26 protein-coding genes are annotated in these 23,739 nt (G+C 39.3%); 22 read left to right on the plus strand and 4 right to left on the minus strand.

The genetic code is table 11. The features are described 5' to 3' along the window. Window positions 1-2 precede the first annotated feature (2 nt). Window positions 3-593 carry an ImmA/IrrE family metallo-endopeptidase gene (locus J2X61_RS10540; protein ID WP_310187693.1) on the minus strand — a complete coding sequence of 197 codons (591 nt, stop codon included), beginning with the start codon at window positions 591-593 and terminating at the stop codon, window positions 3-5. Between the two features lie 584 nt (window positions 594-1,177). Continuing rightward, window positions 1,178-1,921 (minus strand): hypothetical protein, encoded by a 744-nt coding sequence (locus J2X61_RS10545; protein ID WP_310187694.1) that lies wholly within the window; start codon window positions 1,919-1,921, stop codon window positions 1,178-1,180. A 146-nt stretch (window positions 1,922-2,067) separates the two neighbouring features. On the opposite strand from J2X61_RS10545, the gene J2X61_RS10550 reads away from it, so the two are divergent. Both J2X61_RS10550 and J2X61_RS10555 read left to right on the plus strand, forming a co-directional pair. After that, window positions 2,068-5,589: an SIR2 family protein gene (locus J2X61_RS10550; RefSeq protein ID WP_310187696.1), complete on the plus strand. Its 3,522-nt coding sequence runs from the start codon at window positions 2,068-2,070 to the stop codon at window positions 5,587-5,589. A gap of 200 nt (window positions 5,590-5,789) precedes the next feature. Further along, window positions 5,790-6,764 (plus strand): hypothetical protein, encoded by a 975-nt coding sequence (locus tag J2X61_RS10555; RefSeq protein ID WP_310187698.1) that lies wholly within the window; start codon window positions 5,790-5,792, stop codon window positions 6,762-6,764. Window positions 6,765-6,833: 69 nt separating this feature from the next. Here the strand turns inward: J2X61_RS10555 and J2X61_RS10560 are convergent, their stop codons facing one another. After that, entirely contained in the window at window positions 6,834-7,169 is a 336-nt protein-coding gene (locus J2X61_RS10560; RefSeq protein WP_310187699.1) for a helix-turn-helix domain-containing protein, read from the minus strand. Window positions 7,170-7,336: 167 nt separating this feature from the next. Here J2X61_RS10560 and J2X61_RS10565 point away from each other — a divergent pair, with 167 nt between their 5' ends. The 17 genes from J2X61_RS10565 to J2X61_RS10645 all read left to right on the plus strand — a co-directional run bounded on the left by J2X61_RS10565 (window position 7,337) and on the right by J2X61_RS10645 (window position 19,160). Continuing rightward, on the plus strand, window positions 7,337-7,567 hold the full coding sequence (locus J2X61_RS10565) for a helix-turn-helix transcriptional regulator (RefSeq protein WP_310187701.1): 231 nt from the start codon (window positions 7,337-7,339) through the stop codon (window positions 7,565-7,567). Window positions 7,568-7,603: 36 nt separating this feature from the next. Further along, window positions 7,604-7,807: a helix-turn-helix domain-containing protein gene (locus J2X61_RS10570; protein ID WP_310187702.1), complete on the plus strand. Its 204-nt coding sequence runs from the start codon at window positions 7,604-7,606 to the stop codon at window positions 7,805-7,807. Window positions 7,808-7,952: 145 nt separating this feature from the next. Continuing rightward, window positions 7,953-8,462, plus strand: a complete 510-nt coding sequence (locus tag J2X61_RS10575; protein WP_310187703.1) for a helix-turn-helix domain-containing protein — start codon at window positions 7,953-7,955, stop codon at window positions 8,460-8,462. A gap of 15 nt (window positions 8,463-8,477) precedes the next feature. Then, window positions 8,478-8,765 carry a hypothetical protein gene (locus J2X61_RS10580; protein WP_310187704.1) on the plus strand — a complete coding sequence of 96 codons (288 nt, stop codon included), beginning with the start codon at window positions 8,478-8,480 and terminating at the stop codon, window positions 8,763-8,765. A gap of 30 nt (window positions 8,766-8,795) precedes the next feature. Continuing rightward, on the plus strand, window positions 8,796-9,044 hold the full coding sequence (locus tag J2X61_RS10585) for an AbrB/MazE/SpoVT family DNA-binding domain-containing protein (protein ID WP_310187706.1): 249 nt from the start codon (window positions 8,796-8,798) through the stop codon (window positions 9,042-9,044). A gap of 19 nt (window positions 9,045-9,063) precedes the next feature. Continuing rightward, window positions 9,064-9,411 carry a hypothetical protein gene (locus J2X61_RS10590; RefSeq protein WP_310187707.1) on the plus strand — a complete coding sequence of 116 codons (348 nt, stop codon included), beginning with the start codon at window positions 9,064-9,066 and terminating at the stop codon, window positions 9,409-9,411. Window position 9,412: 1 nt separating this feature from the next. Then, a complete protein-coding gene (locus tag J2X61_RS10595; protein WP_310187708.1) occupies window positions 9,413-10,408 on the plus strand; it encodes a hypothetical protein in 996 nt (331 codons plus the stop codon). A gap of 11 nt (window positions 10,409-10,419) precedes the next feature. Continuing rightward, window positions 10,420-11,592 (plus strand): metallophosphoesterase family protein, encoded by a 1,173-nt coding sequence (locus tag J2X61_RS10600; RefSeq protein ID WP_310187710.1) that lies wholly within the window; start codon window positions 10,420-10,422, stop codon window positions 11,590-11,592. Beyond that, entirely contained in the window at window positions 11,589-14,135 is a 2,547-nt protein-coding gene (locus J2X61_RS10605; protein ID WP_310187713.1) for a sbcc family protein, read from the plus strand. The genes J2X61_RS10600 and J2X61_RS10605 overlap by 4 nt, the downstream gene beginning before the upstream one ends. 190 nt (window positions 14,136-14,325) lie before the next feature. Then, window positions 14,326-14,478, plus strand: a complete 153-nt coding sequence (locus J2X61_RS10610) for a DUF6906 family protein (protein WP_310187715.1) — start codon at window positions 14,326-14,328, stop codon at window positions 14,476-14,478. A 50-nt stretch (window positions 14,479-14,528) separates the two neighbouring features. Continuing rightward, window positions 14,529-15,467, plus strand: coding sequence for a helix-turn-helix domain-containing protein (locus tag J2X61_RS10615; protein WP_310187716.1), 939 nt, complete (start codon window positions 14,529-14,531; stop codon window positions 15,465-15,467). Further along, window positions 15,427-15,828: a replicative helicase loader/inhibitor gene (locus tag J2X61_RS10620; RefSeq protein WP_310187718.1), complete on the plus strand. Its 402-nt coding sequence runs from the start codon at window positions 15,427-15,429 to the stop codon at window positions 15,826-15,828. The genes J2X61_RS10615 and J2X61_RS10620 overlap by 41 nt, the downstream gene beginning before the upstream one ends. Next, window positions 15,806-17,203, plus strand: coding sequence for a replicative DNA helicase (gene dnaB / locus J2X61_RS10625; RefSeq protein ID WP_310187720.1), 1,398 nt, complete (start codon window positions 15,806-15,808; stop codon window positions 17,201-17,203). Before J2X61_RS10620 ends, dnaB begins: the two co-directional genes overlap by 23 nt. A 21-nt stretch (window positions 17,204-17,224) precedes the next feature. Then, a complete protein-coding gene (locus tag J2X61_RS10630) occupies window positions 17,225-17,371 on the plus strand; it encodes a hypothetical protein (RefSeq protein WP_310187721.1) in 147 nt (48 codons plus the stop codon). 3 nt (window positions 17,372-17,374) lie between these two features. Then, a complete protein-coding gene (locus J2X61_RS10635) occupies window positions 17,375-17,869 on the plus strand; it encodes a hypothetical protein (protein ID WP_310187723.1) in 495 nt (164 codons plus the stop codon). Window positions 17,870-17,872: 3 nt separating this feature from the next. Continuing rightward, complete coding sequence (locus J2X61_RS10640) at window positions 17,873-18,793, plus strand: 2-methylcitrate dehydratase (protein ID WP_310187725.1); 921 nt, start codon at window positions 17,873-17,875, stop codon at window positions 18,791-18,793. A 16-nt stretch (window positions 18,794-18,809) separates the two neighbouring features. Then, entirely contained in the window at window positions 18,810-19,160 is a 351-nt protein-coding gene (locus J2X61_RS10645) for a hypothetical protein (protein WP_310187727.1), read from the plus strand. Window positions 19,161-19,174: 14 nt separating this feature from the next. On the opposite strand, the gene J2X61_RS10650 is transcribed toward J2X61_RS10645, so the two are convergent. Further along, window positions 19,175-19,393 carry a DUF6199 family natural product biosynthesis protein gene (locus J2X61_RS10650; RefSeq protein WP_310187729.1) on the minus strand — a complete coding sequence of 73 codons (219 nt, stop codon included), beginning with the start codon at window positions 19,391-19,393 and terminating at the stop codon, window positions 19,175-19,177. 181 nt (window positions 19,394-19,574) lie between these two features. Between J2X61_RS10650 and J2X61_RS10655 the strand changes: the two genes are divergently transcribed. From J2X61_RS10655 to J2X61_RS10665, 3 genes are all read left to right on the plus strand, one after another. Continuing rightward, window positions 19,575-20,123 (plus strand): sigma factor-like helix-turn-helix DNA-binding protein, encoded by a 549-nt coding sequence (locus J2X61_RS10655; protein ID WP_310187731.1) that lies wholly within the window; start codon window positions 19,575-19,577, stop codon window positions 20,121-20,123. A 212-nt stretch (window positions 20,124-20,335) separates the two neighbouring features. Next, complete coding sequence (locus tag J2X61_RS10660; RefSeq protein WP_310187733.1) at window positions 20,336-20,791, plus strand: S8 family serine peptidase; 456 nt, start codon at window positions 20,336-20,338, stop codon at window positions 20,789-20,791. A 195-nt stretch (window positions 20,792-20,986) separates the two neighbouring features. Then, on the plus strand, window positions 20,987-23,739 hold a 2,753-nt coding region (locus tag J2X61_RS10665), incomplete at its 3' end, for a S8 family serine peptidase (RefSeq protein WP_310187745.1).

The following is a 23,739-nucleotide window of genomic DNA, read 5'->3' on the forward strand; positions in this document are numbered from 1 at the left end:
TTTTATGCTCCTTCTAGTTGTTTTGGACCAAGCTCTGCCATTACACGCCTAACGTGGTCATCATCAATTGTAATTTTCATGTTAAGGCGACGAAGTAATGCTTCTTCATATTGTGCATTTTGTACTCGCATTTGAATTTGTGTTAATCGATTTTGAACAAATCTCTCGGAGAGACAGAACTCTTCTGCCATTACTTTTACAAGGAAAGACGGAGAGACATTCTTGAATTCTTCTAGTAGGTAGGATGGCATAGCTGCATAATGTTGAAAATGTTTAGCCTGAATTTCCTGGAGCTCTATAAATGATTTGGGCATAATTTCTTGTCGGCCGACATGCTGCAGCGGATGGCAAAGCTCGTGGAAAAACACTTCACGTCTCTGCATTTGATCCAGGAATCCATTTAGAAAGATGAAGGAGTACTCATCTTCTTTCCATTCTGCGAACGAAGGTCCGGAATAGGTTCGAATTTCTACATCAAAAATGGATGCTATGAGATCCAAATCCATATCAGAAGCGTACTCAATACCGATATTACGATACTCTTTTTCAAGCCATTTTTCGAGTTCAGTTGGTTTGTAAAGTGATAAGTCCATAAGCTACCTCCCATAGGTAGATGGTATCATGTTTCGTCATAAATAGGAATATATGTTCGTGAAATTGTCGAAAAAAGCAGAATTGCGAGTATTAATTAATGTTAATTCCCAATAAAAAAACTACTTCTAAAATTGAAGTAGTTTTTTTATTGGGAGTTACTAAGAGATTAATGAGAAAAGATATTCAGTTTTCTTCTTAAGATGAGCCGGAAGTGAATCTAAGAAGAATTTAGTGGCAGCGTTGTTTCCTATATTAGTTAGACTTTTTACTATTTCCTCTAATAGTTTATTTTGCTCATTATCTCTTGACCATAGTAAGCATATAGCGGCTTTTATTTATTTCATTTATCGTTAAGAAGTTACACTACTCTAAACTCACAATTCTCCTTCAAAAAATATCCTCCAGCCATCTTTACTGAAATCTCACAATGAGATTCAATGACCCCACCTTCAAATATTTGTTCAAGCTTCCCATTAACATTCCTTTGCTAAACAGCTACTTACGCTCTGTTATGTATTACAGCATCTAGGTGAGCATCGGTTGAAAGATGAAAACCAGCTTTGAACATAAAATACCCTCCATTTTAATCTTTGTTGTATTTTACTAATGAGTTTTCTTTTGGATAGTAAACATAGACAGGGAATGTAACAGATTTACGGTCAACAGGGAACTTAGACAAAATGTGTCGTTCACTATCAAACATATAGATGAAAAACAGGTCTTTAAGTTCTTCTTCAATAAGGATGACGGGTATTTTCTCGATTTTATAGGCCGGTATTCGTGGTCCATTAAACAACCTATATAAGAATCTATATATGTAAAATAAGAATACATAAAATACAAATAGTGCACCTAAAATGATAAGCAAATTTGAATATTGCTTTGTAACAAATAAGTTAACTAAATACTTTTGGCTTAAAGTTGTATTCAGTAAAGAAAGTAACATTAATGAAGCTAAATTTGCGAATAGAACAAAATTAATTATTTTTAATTGTATTCGTTTACCGAAAAGTGAAAATACCCAACATCCCAGGATGAACAAACTTGTAACTAACAGAAATGTAAAGTCCAGAATAATTAGCCAATTTTGAACGACAATTGATATTACTGAATAATCAATAATTAGGTTTAGAATATTTAAAGCAAAGACAAGGATTAATGAGACTGAAATGATCTCCAAGAAGTCATCCCAATCTCTATTGTTTTTCGGTGTTAGTAATATATCTATTACTGATTTGTTTGTTGTTGTAATGTTGAACCTTATTAATACTAGAATGACGGTGATTAGTGGGGCAACTTTCAATAAAATTTCAATTATACCTGACATATGAACTCTACTCCTATTATGGATATATTTGCCTTATTAGTTTAATATACCACAAGTCCTAGTTCTGAAGATACAAATTTTGTATATTCAGGTCGAATTTTCTGTGATAAAATTAATGGAATAAAAGTCCAGGAGATGTTAAATAGATGAATCGTGAAATTGAAAAAGCTATTGAAAATGACAAAATAATCTTTTTTATCGGATCAGGTTGTTCAAAAGTATTTGATTTTCCTGATTGGAAAGGGTTAGTGAAAAATATTCTTTTAGAATTAAGAAACGATAATCATCAGTATTATGATAGTTTGATAGCCGTACTTGAAAGTGGTGTTCTTAGTGAAATAGAGATTCTAGAGAAGATTAAAGCTGAAAAGCGACTAATATATGAAATTCTGGAAGATACATTCAAGAGCGATCGAATTGATGAGTCCAAATTAACTACACATAGAAAAATAGGTTCAATCACAAGTAAGATCATTACAACGAATTATGATGAGGCTTTAGAGATATCCACTAACTATAAAAAAATTGTATATGATAGCGAATATTTCGTTGCAAACATAGCTAATAAATCAGAATATATTTTAAAACTTCATGGTTGTATATCGCATGACCCAACAAATTGCATACTTTTTGAGGAAGATTACAAAGAATTATATGATTCCCCAAATGCAGCTGTTGAAAAATTGAGAACATTTATCGCAGATAAAACAATTATTTTTCTGGGGTTTAGTTTAAATGATCCTTATGTTAAGAAGCAATTTGAATTTATCCATAAAGTTTATAATGGTTTAAGTGGAAACCACTTTCTAATTTCAACAGATAATATCGATGAAAAACAAATAGGTGTTAAAGCTTTAAAAATTTCTGATTGGGGGGATGGTCTTAATTATTTATTAGATGAGATGATAGCAATAAAAGAAAAAAGTAGGGCATCTCAAGAAATAGTATCTACAATACAGACAGCGGAAATCCCAATTGTGAGTGAAGTGTTACATGTTGAGATAATAACTACACGAATAGCAGTATTATTTCCAGACCCAATAGATAGAGAAATTAATATAAACCTAGCAAAGGAACTAAAAGCCTTTCGCAATTTTGAGATAGATGTGGAGGTTCTTTATTTAAATTTGGAAAATCTTCGTTCATTAGAAGGTTTTAATTATATTTTTATTTTTACAAATACTATTTCCGGAAAATTAATCATAGAGGATCAATATTTAAAGACTAGACAAATGACACTTCAAGATCTCCAATCTCAAATTGGACAAAATGAAGTCAGTGGAATTTTTATTTTTACAGATAAACATGTGAAAAGTGAAGGTCTAAACACAGACTTCCCGATCATAGTAGTTAATAATTATGATCATGATATAAGTGCGTTCCTTTTTAAGGTATTTCAAAAGAAAAAATTTTCTGATACGAATTTTAGTGTGATTAATGAGGGGAATTTCAACTTAAATGGTTTAAAAAAGGGGAGACTTGCTGGTAAAATAAACGTCATTGATAATATCTCTGACTTTATTGATCCTAGAAGATTAACGAATTTTGTAGGTAGAAAGATAGATATTGAAGATATCGTAAGAAAGATTATTGATAATAATAATGAAGTTTTGACTGTAAAAGGTTCTGGGGGAATTGGTAAAACTACATTAATTAAAAAGATTTCATATGAGCTGCATTGCAGAAGGCTATTTCCAGATGGTGTCAATTTCATTGATTGTGAGTTTATTGAAGATTATCAAACATTTGAATATAAGGTTGCACAATGCTTTTTTATAGAGAGTACATTAGATTTGCAAGAACATATTAGACTTAACGAAATGTATAAACAATCTTTGATAATTTTTGATAATTTTGAAACCCTACTGTATAAAATAGAAACCGAACAAATGAAAGAGTTGGTATCTTTTATCTCTAATTACTCAAAAGTGATTATTACCTCTCGTGAATGGATCGATTTTGAATTTGAAATAAAGCACGAATTAAGATCGTTTACAACAGATGAGGCTATTGAACTTTTCAAGATTTACTTTAGCGGTACAGTAAAACAAAAGGAAGAGAAAATTCTAAGGGAAGAAATACTGGAGAAGTTACTAAATAATAATCCGCTAGCAATAAAATTAATTGCTAAGAATATGATTAAATCTAAAAACATGGAAGAAATTAAAGATGATCTTGAGAGAGATTTTTTTTATTTACTTAGTACAGGTGATAATGAGATATTCGAGAGTCCATCGGATAGAAATATAGAGAGATCAAAATCCTTATACCAATCTATATTTTACTCATATAATAAACTGAGTAGTAGTGAAAAATTAATTTTTGAATTACTATCACTTTTTCCTGATGGGATTCATTTGAAAAATTTGATGGTGTTTTTAAAGGAACCAAAAGTAAAAAAAGACTTAAATAGAATGAATGAGAGAGACGTTATTTCATTAGAAAATAAATCCCTTATAGAAATTAATGGTGGTTTTATTAAGTTGCAATCTATTATTGGTAAATTTGCCTCACATCAACTTAATAAGAGAACTGATGATGATTTGTCTAAGTATTACGAAAGAGCTTACGAGTTTAATGATTTTACTCTAGAAATACATTTTGAACTAAAGAAAAGATTACCCCAATCAAAGTTCATTGAAATTGTTGATGGTATGTCAGAAAACTACTCTGTCAGTTTGGAATATATCGACAAATTTGATGGTGATAAGGTTGATAAGATAATGTACTTAAGTTATTTATCAAGTTGTTTTATTTCAATTGAAAAGTATAAAAAATACATTGGCAGATTAAGCAATTTGAGAGAATATTTTAAAGATACGAAGAATGGTGAATTATTTATAGAAGTTCTATTAAATAAATTAAAATATTATGATGGAGACTTTAAGAATTCTTTTAAAAGGATACAAGAATTATTACCAATGAACGAATTGAGCAAGCTTGATTTAAATTCAAATGTCGATTGCGAAATCATTGATGATGCATTGGATATCTATGAAATGGAAGGATATGAGCTTCAAAGTAGTCAATTTGTTCTGGATAATTACCCCTTATATAAGAGTATTGATATTACACCAGCATTATTTAAATTAGGTGAGTTTAGGGCTTGTACTGAAATTTTCAATGATAGTATCCTGACTTTTTTCGATTTGGAAATAAAATACAACTTAAATCAATTATCTGAAGATGAATTAATTAATCATATCAATAAACAATATAAAAAAGAGTTTATAGAAATTGTGCAAAATAACTATATACTTTCTAAAATGGGTAAAAACAAACTTCAGAATATAAATAAATTAGTAGTTACAAATCCCTACACATATGGATTAAAAAAGCTAATGTTGGCTTTTGTTGAGGAGAACAATAGGAAAGCAAATGAATTATATCTTGAAGCAATAAATAGTTTGAAGCATATAAAATATTATTATCTTGAAGCTATATATTTTTATTGTAAGTTTTTAAAAAGTGAGGATATGACTGAATACGAATCCTGGATAGATCTAGGATATGATGAAGTAAAGAAACGAGGATACAAATTTTTAGTACACCAATATAAAAACTTAATTGATAATATAAATGAGGTTTATACAGAGAGTGACGTTTTACTTAGTACGGACTTTGATTATATATCCAAAGTCAGAATGTATGCAAAGAAAAAAAACTAAATATCGGTGCTATATAAATAAGACGACACTCAAAAAAGTGTCGTTTTAATTGTATTTCTTTCTCTCTAATCCCTTACTATAAGCCTCAACAGCAACCTGTGCTGCGGCAAGGCTAATTCCAGTTCTTCCTTAGTATTAAGTAATATCAATTATTAAAAGGTGATTCATTAAGTTATGTAGGTACAAGAGGAGTATGGTATATGATAAATCATTATAATCCATTTGAAGAAATGACATTTACATTTGACCGTTGTTTTTTATGTGGAACCTATCTAAAAGAAGATAATAGCACAGAAGAGCACGTATTTCCTAAATGGCTACAAAGAGAGTTTAATTTATGGAATAACACTCTCATGTTATTAAATAGGACACACATTCCTTATCGAAACTTAGTCGTGCCTTGTTGCAAAATATGTAATAACGAGCATCTTAATAAAAAAATAGAGAAGAAAGTAGAAATCGCTGTCAAAGGAGGCTATAAAAACTTTATTCAATTGGATGAAGAAGTCATTTTTAAATGGTTAGTAAAGTTATCATATGGAATGTTATTTAAAGAGTTGTCCTTAAGACAAGATTTGACGAATTATCAAAGTAGAAAGATCATTGAGCCGGATGAGCTAAAAAATTTTCGTTTGCTCTTCACTTTTTTACAGTCTATTAGATTTGAAACTGAATTTATTAATAAGGTTCCATGGAGCATTCTTATATTCAAGATTAAGAATTCTGACAACAAGCGTTTGTACAATGGGCAGGATTTAATCATGACTAATAATTATTTCTTACAAATGAACGATATTGGTATTATTTCTCATCTTCAAGATAATGGTCTTATGAAGGAACATTTTTTAGAATACCGGAGTGACTTTTTAGATATGGAACTACACCCAATTCAATTTAGAGAACTTTGTACTGAATTTCAATACAAGAGTTATTTGTTGAATAAGGCTCCTTTTTATACAATTTCATTACCTAAAGATGGGGAAGGAAAGATGCAAATTATTTCACATGATTTGTATGGAGATAGTTTATTTGACGATTGGGATATGAAGGAATTTTGCCAGTTGCTTGAGTACAATTGGAAACCCTGGGGAATAGAATTTAATGATATATATATCGATGATGAACATAAAATTACTTTCTTAAGAAATGAAGATGGTTCATTAAAATTCTTTTAGCAGGCAGGATTCGAACAAAAAGGATAATTTATTAACAATAAAAAATAACGACACAAGTCAATGTGTCGTTTATTTCTTCTTATTCAAACCTTTCCTATAAGCCTCTACAGCAGCCTGTGCCGCGGCGCGGGCTATCTCCAGTTCTTCCTCGGTGTAATGATCGGCACCACCGAAGAATGCGCGGCCAACACCTTCACTTGTTGTCGTTTCTGATCTTCCGAGTAGGTAATCAACACTTACTTCGAAGAAATCAGCAATTTTTTGTAGCGTTTCCATATCAGGGGTGCGGTTACTATTCTCATATCCAGAAATAGATACTTTGGTTACATTGATTTTTTGACCAAGTTGCTCTTGTGTCATGTTTTTTTGATTTCTTAAATATTTCAAGCGATTGGAAAACTCCATCACCATTACTCCTTTGTTGTTAACTAATTCAATTATAGGTTAGCTAATGGTTAACGTAAACTTAGTTAACTAATTAGGGATTTATCTCTTGACAGTTAACTAATAGTTAATTAATATAGAGTTAACAGTTAGTTAACTAGTGTGATTACTGAAAGGGGAGGGTGGAAATGCAAAGTAATACTTTAAAGCAATTAAGAGTAGAAAATGCTTTAACTTTACAGGATATGGCCACGAAAGTTGCTGTAAGTAAGCCTTATTATTGGCAAATAGAGAATGGTAAGCGTAGGCTATCATATGAACTAGCTGTTAAAATATCTGCAGTTCTAGGTAAGAAGCCAGATGAAATTTTTTTGGAATCAAAGTTAACTAAATCGGAACAAAAATCAACAAGTGCATAGTGGAATTAATACTTCCAAGAGTGAGGAGGTGATTATATGGACCAACAAGTCGAACGTAAAACCTTAACCGTTGACGAAATCGCTTCTTATTTAGGAGTGCACCGCGATTCCGTCTACACAATGGTTCGTAAAAAAGAAATTCCACACTTTAAAGTAGGAGCGCGCATCCTATTCCGAATGGAGACAATCGAGAGCTGGATGAAGCAGCAAGAAAGCCAAAATCATCGTTTCGCTCAATAAAACAAAATTCTTTGACCAAGAACGTTGTCAGTGACTACAGAGGAGAGGGGATGTTGCCGTAATAACCCTTTAATTTCATCTTAATTCGCTTATGTGCCACAATACCATACAATTTATGTGCTGATTTGCCACATTTATACGAAAGGTGGTGATAACAATCGCAATTGGAAAAGCAATTCAAGCGTTTCGAAGAGAAAAGAATTTAACTCAAGAAGAACTTGCAAATCAAATTCCAATTGATCGTACAACTCTTGCTCGCATTGAGAATGGAGAACGCCCATTACCAAGCAGCTTCGATACTGTTGTATCTGGTCTATCTTGGAAGTTGGCTCTTGAGATTGCTGATGAGCGAACGGGTGGATACATCTCCAATATCTTAGAGGATGTCCCAAATCTGGATTTGCATCCTGCTGCTCTTAAAGACTTGTTACTAAAGCAACTTGCAGAAGCAGGGACAGCATTGGAGAGGTTATCGATGTCAAAACACATTTCACCTGAAAAACGAAAAGAGAGTGCTGAAAGAGTTTGGCAAGAAATTAGAGACGTTATTGAGACTGCAAATGTCATGCAAGGAGTGCTTGAAGATGAGTTTGGCTTAGACCGCAAGCGCCTAATTCAAAAGCATGAAATGGAAATCAAAAAAGGTGCACGATGAACAGGAGGGGATAGATTGTCATTTATTCTTGTAAGTAAAAATGTTGGTACATATGCACATCTCAGCAAGTTGTATTCTTACCTTGAGGTGATGCAAATTCATCCGGGTTACTTCCATAAAGAAATAAGGCCGGCAGCTGAAGATTGGCTGCGTGGAGAGATCGAAGATATCGAGAAGGAGCTTTATGGAACAAAAGAAAAAGTAGCCACCGGCCAGGGTGACTACTCCAAAGTTACTTTTGAAAACAACATTGCTTTCAGTATACCTACTGAAGAGTTCCAATTCAAGGACTCATTTTTATAATCTATTAAACATTGTGAGGAGAAGTATTGAATGTTGAAAGCAACAGGAATTGTAAGAAGAGTAGATGAGCTTGGTCGTGTGGTAATTCCCATTGAGCTGCGACGGAATCTTGGAGTTGAGATTAAAGACCCGATTGAAATTTTCACGAACGGTGACAGCATCATTCTAAAGAAATATGCACCAGGTTGTGTGCTATGTACAAATATGGAGAACGTGAAGCCAGGTCCAGGCGGGAAGTTAATTTGCGCGAGCTGCATTAGAGAAATCCAATCTATCTAAATTACTGGAGGTTATTCAATTGAATAAACAATCGATCATTGAGCGTCTACTGGTGTTGCCGGAGCTGATTGCTGCCGCGGAGATTACGTTGATTGGAGCACAAAATAATCTAAATTCTGCTCGTAATGCACTAACGCACAGAGAGGATGGCCTTTACCTTGGAGTTTTTGAAGATGAGGGAATGGTCATCGATGGGAAAAATGCCGAGATTCGTAGTGCTCAGCTTCGTAGATTTTCTGTAATTGAGCGAAATGAGGTTGTCCGTACGGAGCATTTGGTTATGGAATCACGGTACCAACTGGATAAGCTGAAAACCGAGCTTAAGGCCCTGCAATCCATTGTGGATCTGCTAAAGGGGGCGGCTTAATTTGAACGAAGTCACTGTCATTCAGCCACAAACTACTGGTGGACACGCCGGTGGTGGGGCAATTATCGATTATGAATTCGGAAGCGCAACGGACTTACGGAAGAAGTTGGCCGATATGAAGCAAAAACTTAATCTAACTAAGGAATTTTTCCGTGAAGTCATGCAGGAGGGCGTTGACTATGGAATCATTCCTGGAACGGACAAGCCTACCTTGTTGAAACCTGGCGCTGAGGGGTTGTGTGAGTTCTATAACTTTGCTCCGACGATCGCAAGCAAAGTTGAAGATAAAAACTTTGAGACAGGTTATTACGGAGTGGATATTACAATTCGCTTAATCCACCGCGGTTCAGGTGCAATCATTGGTGAAGGCGTTGGTCATGCTAATACATTTGAAAGCCGGTACCGCTGGCGCTGGGTGTCGGAGAAAGATCTTCTTAGAGGTACAGAAAAGGAGGACCTGGTTAGCAAAGAACGATCGGGTAAATACGGCAAGTATCAATCTTACCGAATTGAAAATGATGATATGCATTCTATCTGGAACACAGTCCTTAAGATGGCTAAGAAACGTGCTCTTGTGGATGCTACTCTTGCAGCAACGCGGTCCAGCGGGATCTTCACACAAACGGAACAGGAGCTGGAAGCGTATTTGGCTGGCGAGGACCCGGAAGCTGAGGGTGATGCTCAATCACAGTTTAAGGCTCAGCAGCAGAATCAGCAGAATGGCAGCCGACAAGCAAGTAGCCGAGGCGGCTCCGGACAGGCAGGAAATGTTGTTCAAAAGAATCGAGTCCTGGATCTCATGAAGAAAGCTTCGCTAGATTGGAACGCTCTCGCAAAAGAAGCCTCAATCGCATTGAACAGAGACATTAAGAAGGTTGTTTCAGATATTCAATCAGATACGGACTGGAAAGCGGTTGGTGATCATCTTGAGTTCCTTATCGCTGCAGGCCAGTCCGATCAAAAAGAAATGAACTTCGATATTCCAGATAACTTGTGAGGTGAAACACTTTGAAAATAGCCCATGTTGCAGATAGTCATTGGGGACTCGGTTATCCGGGTCCAGACCCTTATGCTCGGTTCCAGGATATAACCAGAGTCATGGATTGGGTAGCTGATCGGATAATTGAAGAGGGTTGCGAGGTTGTGCTTTTTGCAGGTGATGCATTTAAAGATGCCCGCGTGTTCATAGATCGTGCAACCATCGAAATTGCTGCATTTACTCAATGGTTAAGGCGATTAAGTAACGCCGGCTGTAAGGTGGTTGTGATTAGCGGTACACCTTCACATGATGCTGTGTCTGCTTACGAGATCATCAAGGAAATGAAAATTCCTAACGTTACCATCTTCACTACTCCAGGAGGAATCGTTCTAGGTGCTCAGGAAAACGAATTATCGATAAGTTGCCTGCCGGGGATGAATCGTAGCCAGTTTGCTACTCAAGAGGAGTTCAAAGATCTGCCCCCTAACGAGTTTCATCAAAAGATGACGGAATGGATTTATGAAAAGTGTTCCGAGTTAGTTTCATATAGCAAAGGGACTAAGCTCCTGATGTCTCATTTAACGTTTGATCTGGCCGACACAGGCTTTGAAGATGTTCTGCTTATGAACGAACCAATTCTAACCGACGAGGCTGCGAGATTGTTCGATCTGGTTGCTCTGGGCCATATTCATCGGCCGCAGCAGGCTGGACTGAATGTCTTTTACAGTGGCGCCCCTGAGCGGCACAATTTCGGGGATGAAAAAACGAAGCCGGGCTTTTGGATTCATGAATTAACTAACGAACAAACATTCGCATCAACGTTTATGGAGACACCAGCGCGTCGATTTAAAACCATTGATTGGTGCGACATGGATATTGAAGCCTGGCTGGATGGTCAAGTAGATGAATTTTCAGCCGCTAAGGATGCTATCGTCCGGGTGCGATATACCTGCAGCGAAGACCTTCAGAAGCGATTCGATCGTAGAACCTTAGAAAAGTCTCTGTACGATGCTGGTGCTTTTTATGTCCATGAGATTAAAGCAGAGGTTGAACGGTCGGATCGGCTTCGAGATGTTGAGGTGACTGAAAGTCTTGGCCCACAGGTGGCTCTCTCTAAATGGGGACAGAACCAATCCATCGATGCTGCAGAAATAAGTGAGCTGCAGGCTTTAACTGCTGAATTACTGGAGGCGATCGCATGAATCCCCTAACACTTGAATTAATGAATTTTCGCGCTATTCCATATGCCAACATTGATCTTGAGGATGTTACGATCGCTGCGATTTGTGGAAGGAATGGTGCCGGTAAGAGCTCAGGCTTCACCATGGCGCCAAGATTTGCCTTGTTTGGAGATGTGATTGAGGGAGTAAGTATGGACGATCTCGTAAGGCGAGGCACGCAGGAAATGGCCGTGACATTTACTTTTGAACATCAAGGAAGCATCTACCGGGTTATTCGGACTCGATCACTAAAGGGAAACGGTAAGAGCACCTTAGAGTTTCAACAAAGAGTTCGAGACCGGTGGGAGAGTAAGTCTGCAGAGAAGATCAAGGATACAGAAGCTGTCATCCGCAACCTTCTGAATCTTGATGATGAAACATTTACTGCGTCCAGTATGATCATGCAAAGTAAAGCGAACGAGTTCACTGCTAAATCTGCCGGGAAACGAAAAGAGACCCTACAGCAGATACTTGGGCTTAATGTTTATGATCGTCTGCAGGATGCTGCGAGACAGAGGGCGGCTGGGCTCAATTTGGAGATTGAGAAGGCTAAAGATAAACTTGCCGACTTCGATGAACGCTTGAAACAGAAACTTCCTAAAACCGAGTTGTTGGAAAGTTTGAATCAAGAAGCCGAAGCGATGAAAGCATTCATACTCGCTAAAGAAAATGAGCTGAGGCAACAGGAAGAAAAGATTCGAGAGCTCCAGACCAAAGCTGAGAAGGCAGCGGAGCTAAGTATGCAGTTGAATTCAATTTCCAAGGAAATCGCGCCGATCGACACTGAAAAAGAAGGTCTTGTCGCAAAACTAGGGCGTGCGGAGAAGATACTTGCAAAAGAATCGGAGATTTTAGCGAACACCGCTGAGTTTTACCGAATTAAAGAGCAGATAACAATGCTGGAGGCTCGCCAGTCGGAGCAGGAACGATTAATTTCTGAGCTAGAAAGCATAGAAGTATCTGCTGCAAAAATTAAAAATGAGACTGCTCCATTTGATCACAGAATTAGGAACTTGCAGCAGCTGCTGCAGAGCCGCGAGCTGTTTATAGCAAAGGCGGATGAATATACGGCCGCTACTTTACAACTTAAGCAACTGGAGATGCTTGCAGAACAATGGGATTCCAGTGAAAAAGAAATCATGGATGTTCGAGCTCGTTACAACGAGGAGCAGGTTCGGGTCAACACTTTAAAAAGCTTACTTGAATCTGAGATTCACATGCTTGAGTCCAAGATTTCTATGTTAGCAGATTCGAATTGCATTGATGTTTCTAAGGCTTCCTGCTTGTTTCTGTCAGATGCCAAGGAAGCAAAGCAAGTGTTAACCAGAAAATATGAAGAATTGAACAGTATCGATTTATCTAAGTTAACGACATTAAATGAATCAATGACCAGGCTGACGGAGAAACAACAAGCAATTGGTTATGATTTTGCTGCTCATCGAGCATTAAGGGTACGCATTGAAGAACTTAGACCAATTGCAGAAGAGGCTAGTCAGATGCAAGCAAAGGAGGAGCTGCTTAATAGCCTGCAGGAGCAATACAACCGGTTAACTGGTCAAATGGATGAGTTAACACAGAAGCAGACGAATGTTCAACAAGAGCTCAATTCGTTACATGAAGCGCTAGCACCTTTACCAGTGCTTCGTAGAAGCTTGGATAACCTTCAAGCCTGGGCAAATTTGAAAGACCAAATTAGTGCTGCACATGAAGCCAAAAAGAGTTCAGCTTCTCGTATTACGGCCATAGATATGGAGCTGCAGTCAAAGACATCACGCATCAGAGCGATTGAAGAAGAGAGAGCATTGCTTCTCCTGGATGCTCAGTCACTGGATTCCGCGGTGACTGGGCTGCCTACAATTCAACGTGAGCTGCAGTACTTGCGAGATCGACAACATAGTTTGGCCGAACAGATAGGTGGCTTAAAGACCGAACTGTCTGCTCTCTCAAAGGATGAACAAGACCGGCAGCAGTTTGCTGATGAGTTAGAGCCGAAAGCCAGAAAGTGGAGCAGGTATCAAACGTTAATTCGTGCCTTTGGCCGCGATGGAATTCCTGCATTAATCATCGAGAATGCTGTTCCAAAGCTCGAGCATATTGCTAATGAGATTCTCGGCAAGATGTCAAAAGGTAAGCATTACATTCGGTTTGAGACACAGCGTGAACTTAAAAGCCGGGAGGGAGTCCAGGAGACATTAGATATCATGATAGGTGATTGGACGTCTGAACGACCGTACGAGACTTTCTCAGGTGGTGAGCAGCTCCGGATCGACTACGCCATCCGATTCGCCCTGGCTGAGCTTCTAGCGCAACGTGCCGGCAGTAAAGTGGAGTGGTTAACGATTGATGAGGGATTAGGTTCCCAGGACGCTGAGCACCGCGGACTCGTACTTGAATCCATTAAAGCTGTTGCGGAACGTTTCAAGAAAGTTCTTGTTATCACACATATTGAAGAAGCACAGGCTGTATTTGAACAGCAGATTTTCTTTGAGAATACAGAAGCCGGCGTTGATGTCAAAGTGGCATGAACGAACTTGAGGGTGGGCCACCACTCATGAGGTCGGGCGTTAGCAAACGGATTTGGGAATTGCTTGATAAGGATCCCGACACATTTAAAAAAGAGGTAGTTGCTTACTTCGCAGTTGCCTATCCTGGATTCACAGTTGTACGGGCAAAGTTCCCGGACATCTACTTAAGAGACGATCGGAGGAAAGCATTTTGAAGAATGGAAAAAAGCCTACTCGACAGCAGCAAGTTGCTATTATTGCAGCTAATCTTAATCCTAATGAATGGCTGATCATGAAGAACTTATCTAGTGAATTACATATCCTGCATCGAGACAACAAGGAGTCGAAAGTAATACCTGCTTAGTCGTACAACGATAGTTATCAGTGGAGCCCGCGGGAGGGGATGACACATGAATGCCTGACAACCACATAATTCCTATCTCCAGCGGGCTTTTTGAACATCGTGATCGTATTGGTCCGGCTATTTGGGAATTCCTTTGGTGTATTGACGCCATAACCGCTGAAGAAACAGATGGTGATGGAGCTCGCTGGGGGCTTGTACATGGCGGCGCCCCGGTGAAGCATGAGAGGATTGCTCAAGAAATTGGTTCCAGCCAGGTCACGGTTCAAAGAAACATGGCTAGTTTGAAGAGTCGAGGTTACATAAATTCAGTCAGAACAGCCCGCGGCGAAATCATAAAAGTTGCCAAAAATAAGAAAGAGAATTACCAAAAGAGATACGTCAAAAATGATAGATCACTCGAAAGTGATACATCAAAAATGATAGATCACAACGAAAGTGATACGTCAAAAATGATAGATCACAGCGAGAGATACATCAAAAATGATAGATCAGATGAGAGTGATCTATCAAAAATGATAGATCTAAAAGACTTTAAAGATCTTAATACTATTACTACTATTACTTATCCAGAATTTGAACCTGAAAAGAAAAGTCCGTTAATCCAATTGCTGGATGCTTATTGCCAGCTTAACCACAAGTTTGACATTCACGTTAAACCGAAAGAGCGCGAAGCCATGGGTAAGATGGTCGCCGGAGGTATGCCTAACCCTTTTACCATCCGAACTATGGAGCTCCTCCTTGAGGACAAGCGCAAACGTGAAGGGAATAGCTTCAAGCTCCCAACCAGTTTTCTGTACTACGAGAACGGAATTTGGGATGCCTGGAGAAATGAGAATGCCCAAACTATCCCTGTGTCGTCAGGTGAAGTCGCCCCGGGCAAGGCTCATAAAACCAAGCAAGAACAAGCTTTTAGCATGCTAGATCAAATCGCAAGGGAGGAACTAGAGCGTGAACAGAGCGGAGGTCACGCAGTTGCTCAAGAAAATTAAGGGGAAGTACCCTGGGTTCCAAATTCCGAATGATTTGCCGTCGCTGCAGACCATGGTGGATGAATGGCTGGAGGATCTGGAAAGCACGCCTTTCGAGGTGGCAGCTGAGAACTTGCGCCGGCATTCGGACAGTGCTGAGCAGTGGCCACCAAGCATCGGCAAGCTGAAGCAGCCCTTGAAGACCGAAGAGGAGCTGTATCACGAATCCATGAAGCGATCTGCGCAAGAGTTCTTAGCACAACGAGATGAATGGGCAAAGACTTCAGTCGGTCCTCCAGATCACATCAAGGCTCTGATGAATTTACCATACGAGCAGAGGTTGGAGGCGATTCGAGCATATGCAGCACGAAATGAACGATGACTTGAGCGCTGAGCAGGCTGTTCTTGGTGCTATATTCACCGAGAACGAGACAATGTCGGTCGTTTTAGAACGGCTTCTGCCAGAGGACTTCCTTGAGCCCAAGCACCGGGTCATATTCGAGTCAATGATTGAACTTTATGACGCTGCAGAGACGGACACACCGGTCGATCTCCTAACCGTCACCAAGCACCTGCAGCGGCGTCAGCAACTCGAACATGTCGGTGGTGTCGGGTACCTATCGGAACTGACAACTGCAGTCCCCACGGTGGCTAACGTTGATTACTACGCCAAGATCGTGCTTGAGTCAGCACTTGAGCGAAAGACTCGATCGGGGATGCAGAAGATTTTCCAAAACCGTGACCTGACGGCCGAAGAAATGGCAGCCCAGGCGCAGGCTGTAGCAGAGGAAGTCGCGGAGCGGTCTGCTAACAAGAAAGGCGGATTTAAAAAGATTGATGAAGTCAGTATGCAGGTGTTCGAACAGATCGAGAAGAACAATGCGAATCCGAATCCTGGAGGCATCACAGGCATTTCATCTGGTTTTATTGACCTGGATAAACAGACTTCAGGATTCCAACGGCAGGACTTGATCATTATTGGAGCTCGACCGTCAGTCGGTAAGACAGCGTTAGCCTTGAACGTTGCACAAAGCGCCGGCACGACAAGCGGTGAAACAATTGCAGTCTTCAGTCTAGAGATGGGCGCAGCACAACTGGTTCAGCGGATGCTCTCTTCGGAAGGCCGGATCGATGCCAGCCGCATGCGCAGTGGAATCATGGAAGGTGACGATTGGGAGAAGCTGACCATGGCTATAAGCGAGCTGTCGAGGTCAAATGTCTACATCGACGACAGTCCTTCGATCACGGTGAACGAAATCCGTACTAAATGTCGCCAGCTCAAAAAGGACACTGGTTCACTCGGACTCATACTCATTGATTATCTTCAGCTGATCAGTGGATCCGGTCGTAGCGAGAACCGGCAGCAGGAGATCTCCAAGATCTCACGTACGCTCAAGCAAATAGCCCGGGAGTTGGATGTTCCGATTATTGCGCTATCGCAGCTCAGTCGTGGCGTAGAGCAGCGGCAAGATAAACGTCCGATGATGTCCGATCTCAGGGAGTCCGGTTCAATCGAGCAGGATGCAGATATTGTGGCTTTCCTTTACCGGGATGACTATTACGACAAGGAATCTGAGAAGAAAAACATTATCGAAATCATTATAGCGAAGCAGCGTAATGGCCCGGTGGGAACGGTAGAGCTGGCCTTCCAGAAGAGTTATAACAAATTCGTTAATTTGGATAGATCGCATGAAAGTGTGCTTGATAAACCAAAAATGCAAACAGCATCAATTAATAACAAACGACGCTGGGCATGAGTGCGAGAGGAGCGATTTAACATGCGGGATCCGCTATTCGAGAATAAGTACCGGTACTTGGTCCTTCAAGGGAAAAAGATAATCGGAGAGATTTACGTGATGGATGAAAAGTACATCGCCATCCTCAAGAAAGTTCGCAACGGGCTAAGCTGCAGAAAGGCTGGCTGAACAATGGCACGGTATGTAGGTATTGATACGTCCACGAAGACGGGGTTTGTTGCGTTAGATGAGTACGGGGATGTCTGGGACGCACAGGAAGTTGAGGTTGCAGGTAAGGACCCGGAACGAATGGTTAAGCTCATTGATCGTATTGTTCAGCTAGTGTCCCCGGATGATGTTGTCTGCATTGAAGACTTTGCATACGCACAGGCCAACCGTATGTCAATGCTTGGCGGGATTGGCTGGGGTGTTCGGATGGAGCTTTTTAAGAAAGGTGTATCTTACTTGGAGGTTGCTACAGGGCAGCTTAAGAACTTCGCCGGCTGCAAAGGGAACTGTTCCAAAGAAGATTTAATTATACCGATCTACGAGCTCTGGGGATTTAGAAATGGCAGCGATAACGTCCGGGACGCGTTTATCCTGGCGCAAATAGCGAGGGCCATTAAAGAGTCAGTAAAGCTGAAAGCTTTTCAAAGAGATGTCATTAAGAAAGTGAGAGGAAGATAGCACATGGCCTACATCGAAGCTGAAGGAGTTCTTGTGAATGCAAATATGAAGAAAGGTGGAAAGCTTCTCATTCAAATTGAGGTAACCGAGGATCTGGAGAATAGAGAAGATTATTTTCATCTGCGTAAGATGATCGAGAAGAACGTACGGTTTTCATTGGATAGCCTGGTTGTAGAGTACAACGTGACGCTCAATGCCAGGACGAACAAGCCGGTTCGTGAATACAAAGTTGATGTAAGTGGAGTTGTATCGGAAGTGAAAGCAGAAGGTGGGCAGGCTGAGATGGATATTGGACTTCCAGCTGAGAAAGTACCGACGAAAGAAGAAACAGAAGAAGCTGATCGTAAACTAATCGATGAGTTTATCTGCAGCGGACTAGCTCCGCAGCATGAGGATTTAGGATTAGACTTTGCTTCTATCCTTAACCGTTTTTACGACGGTACAGGGTATGCAAAGATTGCTGCTGATTTAAATATTACACTGGGTGAGCTCTCAGTCATGTTGGATGAGTACCGTATGAGAGTAGCACCGCTTGCTAAGAAGTGGGACGACTGGAGGCAGGGGCAGACTGAGACTTCAGTGGAGAAGTCAGAGGATAAAGCTGCAGATACCTCTAAAGGTGAAGAAGTTGAGTATACTGAGCCAAAGAACGATGAATATCAAGAATCTGCTTCCGGCAATGAAGAAAAGGGTAAGCAAATAGGAAAAGAAGAGCTAGAGGACTTCATTTTAAGTGGCTATGGTCCAACGTTTGAAGATCTACCATATGACTTCAAAGAGCTACTCACTCGCAAGCGTAATGGTGAGACCTGGATGGAGATTGCACAGTCATTGAAAGTAAGCTCCAGTAAGTTATCAGCTGATTATAGCGAGTACAAGAAACGTATTAAATCTGTTTTAGATGGCGAGAACGGGGCCGCATAATAAGGGAGGGATTAGCATGGTTTGGAAACAAGAGCTTTTGTGGGTTAAACGAAATGAACATGGAGTTGCACTAAGGGTTGAAGAAGAGCGGCCGGCAGGTGTTCCGGATACTGAGCTGGAGAGCGGCTCGATAGAAGATGATCAGACGATCAAACCGGTAGATAGTATGGCAGCATTTGCTTCACTTAATCGCTACTTTGCACTTATTCAAAATACTAAACCAACTCAAGAGCAAGCAGAAGAGGCAGTTAAAACACTGTGTCAAGTATACGGTGCTGCTAATGAAGAAGTACTGTTAGAACGCGGTGATGCAGATTTGATTGAAACGTACAATCAGTTGAAAAATAAAATTATGATGAATGTGTGAAACCGAACTTTCAATTAATAATTAAAAGCAATAACAAAAATTAATATTAAAGCAATGATAATTAAAATTGCACCCATTACTTTGGTCCTCAACAGGTCTCCAATTTTAGGATCTCTAACTTTTGTAGAAGTTACAAAACCACGCTTCCAAACCCAGTTTGGATTCACAATTGCAGTAATTCCATATGCGATTACTGCGAGGAAAAAAATTATTAGAAATAAGATAGCTGGCATTTCGTCTCCGACCTCTCTCGACCAGAAGAATGTTTATACATCAACAATTTTAAGCAAACCATTATAAACAATAAAGATCAAGTGCTAATAAAAAAGATCCCCCGACTCCTAGCAAGAATCACGGGGGAATCAAACATACGTTCCTGTTGCCTATATTAACACACTTCGGAGGTGTGAGGGAATGGGATACAATGATTTATCTGATGGATACAAACAAACGGCTGCCATGTTGAGAAAGTTATCTGCAGAGAAAACAAATAAGATTAAAGAAATTGAGCAGCAAGAGGATATTCTTATTAAACAAGATGAGCTTTCAATACTACAGGCTGACAGGCGGGTAATTAATGAAATGGTATCTGATTGTGAGTGGACGATCGAGTGGCTAGAAACTGGGCGTCGGCCCGGTAATAAAAGAGGGATTGAGCGGCGAGCAGCGTATCAGCGTGAGAAGTTAATGGATCCAGTCCGAATGCAGGCTTACATCACGCAGAGTTCTGCAGGCAGTCCGGCCAACCTTTCTGACTGGCAGAGGTTCCAGATTGAAGATGCATTGTCTAGGCTTAGCGAACGGGAAAGAGAGTGCTATGTGCTGGTACATGGGGAGTGTTTTTCGTTTAGTGGGATTGCTGGGATGCTTGGAATAAGTAAAGGCAGTGTGGAGGTTTATGTTTCAAGAGCGCAAAAGAAAATATCGGATGATTTACAAAATAGCCTATTCCTTGTGGGGTAGGTTTTTATTTATATAAAATTAACTAATATAATTTTCAGTAAATATACATCGATAAGTCAAATTACAATAAACTAGTCATCTTTTTGCGTTAATAGTAGTAGGGAATAATTTACGATTCGACATTCTATTACAAAATAATCCTCTTGAAGAAGGTTTTCCCTAAGCTTTTGTTGAATTAATTTCGGTCAGTTCATTGAGGGGAGCATAAAAAATTGAAAAAGTTACGCAAGTTAACGACACTATTAGTGTCAATGAGTTTCCTAACAACTAGCTTATTCGGAAACTACACTTATGTATTTGCAAAAAATGAATTATCTCAAGAATTATCTTCAAACATTATTTCTCTTCAAAAAAAGGTTCAGGATCAAGATTTAAAGAAACCGTTATCACAAACAGTATTTAACAATGTATACAATGTGACTACCGAAAATAAGACAGACAAAAAAGTTGTCCAAAAAGAAAGAAAAGAAATTCTTATTAAATACAAGGATGAAACTAAAGCCGAAAAGGTAAAAGAAGGAATTAAAAGTAAACTTAAGTTGTCAAAATTAAACATAAAGAATAAAGTCAAAAATACTAAGACTGAGCTATTAGAAATCGATGATAACGACGATGTCGATAAGTTTATTGAAGAATTAAAGATGAACCCCAATGTGCAGTACGTTTAGAAAAACTATAAACTTTTTTCCACTGAAAATCCTTCCGATCAAAGGTTTAATGAGCAGTGGGGGTTACTAAATATTGGACAAGTAATTTCAGGTCAGCCTGGAAGCACAGGCATTGATATTGATGCATCTAAAGCTTGGAATGTAACATTTGGGAACCCAGATGTACTTGTCGGCGTTCTTGACACAGGAATTGATATTAACCACAGTGATTTAAAAAACAACATTTACAGAAGCACTCGAGAATTGGCTGGAAACGGAATTGATGATGATGGGAACGGATATATAGATGATGTCTCTGGATTCGATTTTGTGAATCATGATAGTACCGTCTTTGACGGAAGCAACTCTGATACTCACGGCACGCATGTTGCGGGAATTATCGCTGCTGCAGCAAATAATGAAGGAATTATAGGGGTTGCTCCTCACGTAAAAATTCTTCCTTTAAAATTCATACAAGGAAACTACGGTTATACTTCCGACGCAATCGAGGCAATTGAATACGCTAAGTCAATTGGTGTGAAAATAATCAACTGCAGCTGGGGAGGAAGCGAAATTAACCCAGCTTTGAAAGATGCAATGGAAAATTCGGGGATCTTGTTCATAAGTGCCTCAGGTAATAATGGTTCTGATACTGCGAAGCAACCAATTTACCCAGCTGCTTTTGGCTTACCAAATGTCGTGTCTGTTACAGCAGTAGACAATGTGGGGAACCTTGCTCCCTTCTCAAATTATGGAAATACAGTAGACCTTGCTGCTCCTGGTGTAAATGTTTTAAGTACATTACCGGAAAATAACTATGGTATGATGAGCGGTACGTCCATGGCCGCGCCGTATGGAACTGGAGTGGCGGCATTATTGTTTTCGTTAAATCCTAGTATTTCAGCTCAAGAAGTAAAAGAAAAACTCAAAAACAACATTACAACGATTCCGCAACTTGTAGGCAAAGTTTATTCAGGGGGCATGTTGAATGCTTACAAAGCGTTAACTGCAAACGCTCAGTCCCCATGGACTCCGCCATCAACAACTCAACCAAGCACTCCCTCTTCAGGAGAGAGTTTAACGACATATCCGTTTGCTTTTAAATCAAATATTGAAAACGGAAGATCGGTTGTTACAAAATTCGATCTATTAGATTCGGCTTCGCCATATAATAAGGTGCAATTGATCGTAAGTGAAGTTGGTAATAAAACTCCTATTTTTAATGGTTACATCGACAACAATCAGAAAGAAATCCAATTGGGCTATTTGGCAGTAGATTCGCATTATTCCTTCAATGTGAAAATCGTTAAAGGCGACATAGTGGAATCGTATGTCGGACAGCTAAAAATCAATCTCAAAAATGATCCTATAACGAATGTTCCTCTTGCAGTGCAGCCGAACGTTTCGGTGTATAAAAGTCCTATCTTTATGCCCCTCTCAGTTACGCAGACTGTATACGGTACAACAACACAGTCAGTCTCGTCATCCGTCTATAGTAATGTATACGGTAATTCAGGTAACAATAGTATTTTGTCCATTCGATATGAAATAGAACCTGATAACAGCTTCAGTCAAGCAATGTTAATATACGATGATGATGATGTTTACGGAGTTATAGGTTCTACGACAGATGAGGACTATTATAAAGTGATGTTCTCAAATAATGGTAATGCCAACTTTTGGCTCGGAGGAATACCATATAACCGCGACTATGAGTTAAAAATATATGATGATAGTTACGCACAGATTTACAATTCATCAAACTCTGGTACTTCAGATGAGTTGATTTCAAATGTTCTTATACAAGCAAATCGTTGGTATTATATCAAGGTTTACGGATTCAATGGAAGCAACGATCCCGGAACAAACTACCACGTAAGAGTGAAAAATTATGTGGGAGCAAGCCCAGGAGATAGCTACGAGTTAAATAATTCCTTCTCACAAGCAGCCAACAGGGGTAGTAACTCTACAACATATGCCAACATTCACGACAGCTCGGATATAGATTACTATCAATTCAGTCTGTTCACGAAATCAAACGTTACAATAAATTTAAACAGTATTCCTACAAATGCAGATTATGATATTAAGCTTTACAATAGTTCACAAACGCAGCTTTACTCTTCAACAAACAGTGGGATGAGTAATGAAAATATCTCATTAGTATTAGACGCGGGAACTTACTATATTAAAGTTTATCCTTATAGTGGATATTCTACGAGCAACTATAGGTTGGATATCTCTTCAACCGCAGCTTTAAACCCGCCTAGTGTTAGTTTGAATGCCCCGTCTAACGGTACAAGTTATACACTAGGACAAACAGTTAATATATCTGCAATTGGGGTAAATACTCATCATATTGCTGCCTTTGTAAAAGGGCCTAACGATGCAGATTATGTATGGATAGCTAATCAAACTGGAACTCAATTTTCGTATGATTATACACCACCGATCACAGGAAGCTATAGTATTTTGGTTAAGGCCAGAAACGGTGTGGATGGCGACGATAGCACGACCTTAGTGACTTCTTCTTCTGTTTCCATCAATGTTGTCGGATCTCAGTCAGAAGGATCACTGGATTGGATTACTAGTAACATAATTGCGGGATGGGCATGGCAACCTTCGAGACCCAATGATGCGATTGATGTACATATCTATATCAATGGGCAGATTAAGGCAGTGGTCAAGGCAAATCAGTATCGATCAGATTTAGTAACCGCGGGTAAGGGTAACGGTTACCATGGTTTTAGCTATCAGATAGATTGGTCTGGATATGCACCTGGAACGTATCAGGTTGTCGCGTATGCCGTTGATGGTTCGGGTAATAACCCAAGCTTAGGTGGATCTCCCAAATCATGGACTGTTACTCCTCAATCAGAAGGATCACTGGATTGGATTACTAGTAACATAATTGCGGGATGGGCATGGCAACCTTCGAGACCCAATGATGCGATTGATGTACATATCTA

It is taken from the genome of Bacillus sp. 3255 (assembly GCF_031456485.1).
Lineage (GTDB): Bacteria > Bacillota > Bacilli > Paenibacillales > NBRC-103111 > Paenibacillus_E.

Excerpts from the sequence above, each read along its gene's own strand:
- J2X61_RS10540 (WP_310187693.1), bottom strand. The coding sequence starts at position 593 with ATGGACTTATCACTTTACAAACCAACTGAACTCGAAAAATGGCTTGAA.
- J2X61_RS10545 (WP_310187694.1), bottom strand. The coding sequence starts at position 1,921 with ATGTCAGGTATAATTGAAATTTTATTGAAAGTTGCCCCACTAATCACC.
- J2X61_RS10550 (WP_310187696.1), top strand. The coding sequence starts at position 2,068 with ATGAATCGTGAAATTGAAAAAGCTATTGAAAATGACAAAATAATCTTT.
- J2X61_RS10555 (WP_310187698.1), top strand. The coding sequence starts at position 5,790 with ATGATAAATCATTATAATCCATTTGAAGAAATGACATTTACATTTGAC.
- J2X61_RS10560 (WP_310187699.1), bottom strand. The coding sequence starts at position 7,169 with ATGGAGTTTTCCAATCGCTTGAAATATTTAAGAAATCAAAAAAACATG.
- J2X61_RS10565 (WP_310187701.1), top strand. The coding sequence starts at position 7,337 with ATGCAAAGTAATACTTTAAAGCAATTAAGAGTAGAAAATGCTTTAACT.
- J2X61_RS10570 (WP_310187702.1), top strand. The coding sequence starts at position 7,604 with ATGGACCAACAAGTCGAACGTAAAACCTTAACCGTTGACGAAATCGCT.
- J2X61_RS10585 (WP_310187706.1), top strand. The coding sequence starts at position 8,796 with ATGTTGAAAGCAACAGGAATTGTAAGAAGAGTAGATGAGCTTGGTCGT.
- J2X61_RS10605 (WP_310187713.1), top strand. The coding sequence starts at position 11,589 with ATGAATCCCCTAACACTTGAATTAATGAATTTTCGCGCTATTCCATAT.
- J2X61_RS10615 (WP_310187716.1), top strand. The coding sequence starts at position 14,529 with ATGCCTGACAACCACATAATTCCTATCTCCAGCGGGCTTTTTGAACAT.
- dnaB (WP_310187720.1), top strand. The coding sequence starts at position 15,806 with ATGCAGCACGAAATGAACGATGACTTGAGCGCTGAGCAGGCTGTTCTT.
- J2X61_RS10630 (WP_310187721.1), top strand. The coding sequence starts at position 17,225 with ATGCGGGATCCGCTATTCGAGAATAAGTACCGGTACTTGGTCCTTCAA.
- J2X61_RS10635 (WP_310187723.1), top strand. The coding sequence starts at position 17,375 with ATGGCACGGTATGTAGGTATTGATACGTCCACGAAGACGGGGTTTGTT.
- J2X61_RS10640 (WP_310187725.1), top strand. The coding sequence starts at position 17,873 with ATGGCCTACATCGAAGCTGAAGGAGTTCTTGTGAATGCAAATATGAAG.
- J2X61_RS10645 (WP_310187727.1), top strand. The coding sequence starts at position 18,810 with ATGGTTTGGAAACAAGAGCTTTTGTGGGTTAAACGAAATGAACATGGA.
- J2X61_RS10650 (WP_310187729.1), bottom strand. The coding sequence starts at position 19,393 with ATGCCAGCTATCTTATTTCTAATAATTTTTTTCCTCGCAGTAATCGCA.
- J2X61_RS10655 (WP_310187731.1), top strand. The coding sequence starts at position 19,575 with ATGGGATACAATGATTTATCTGATGGATACAAACAAACGGCTGCCATG.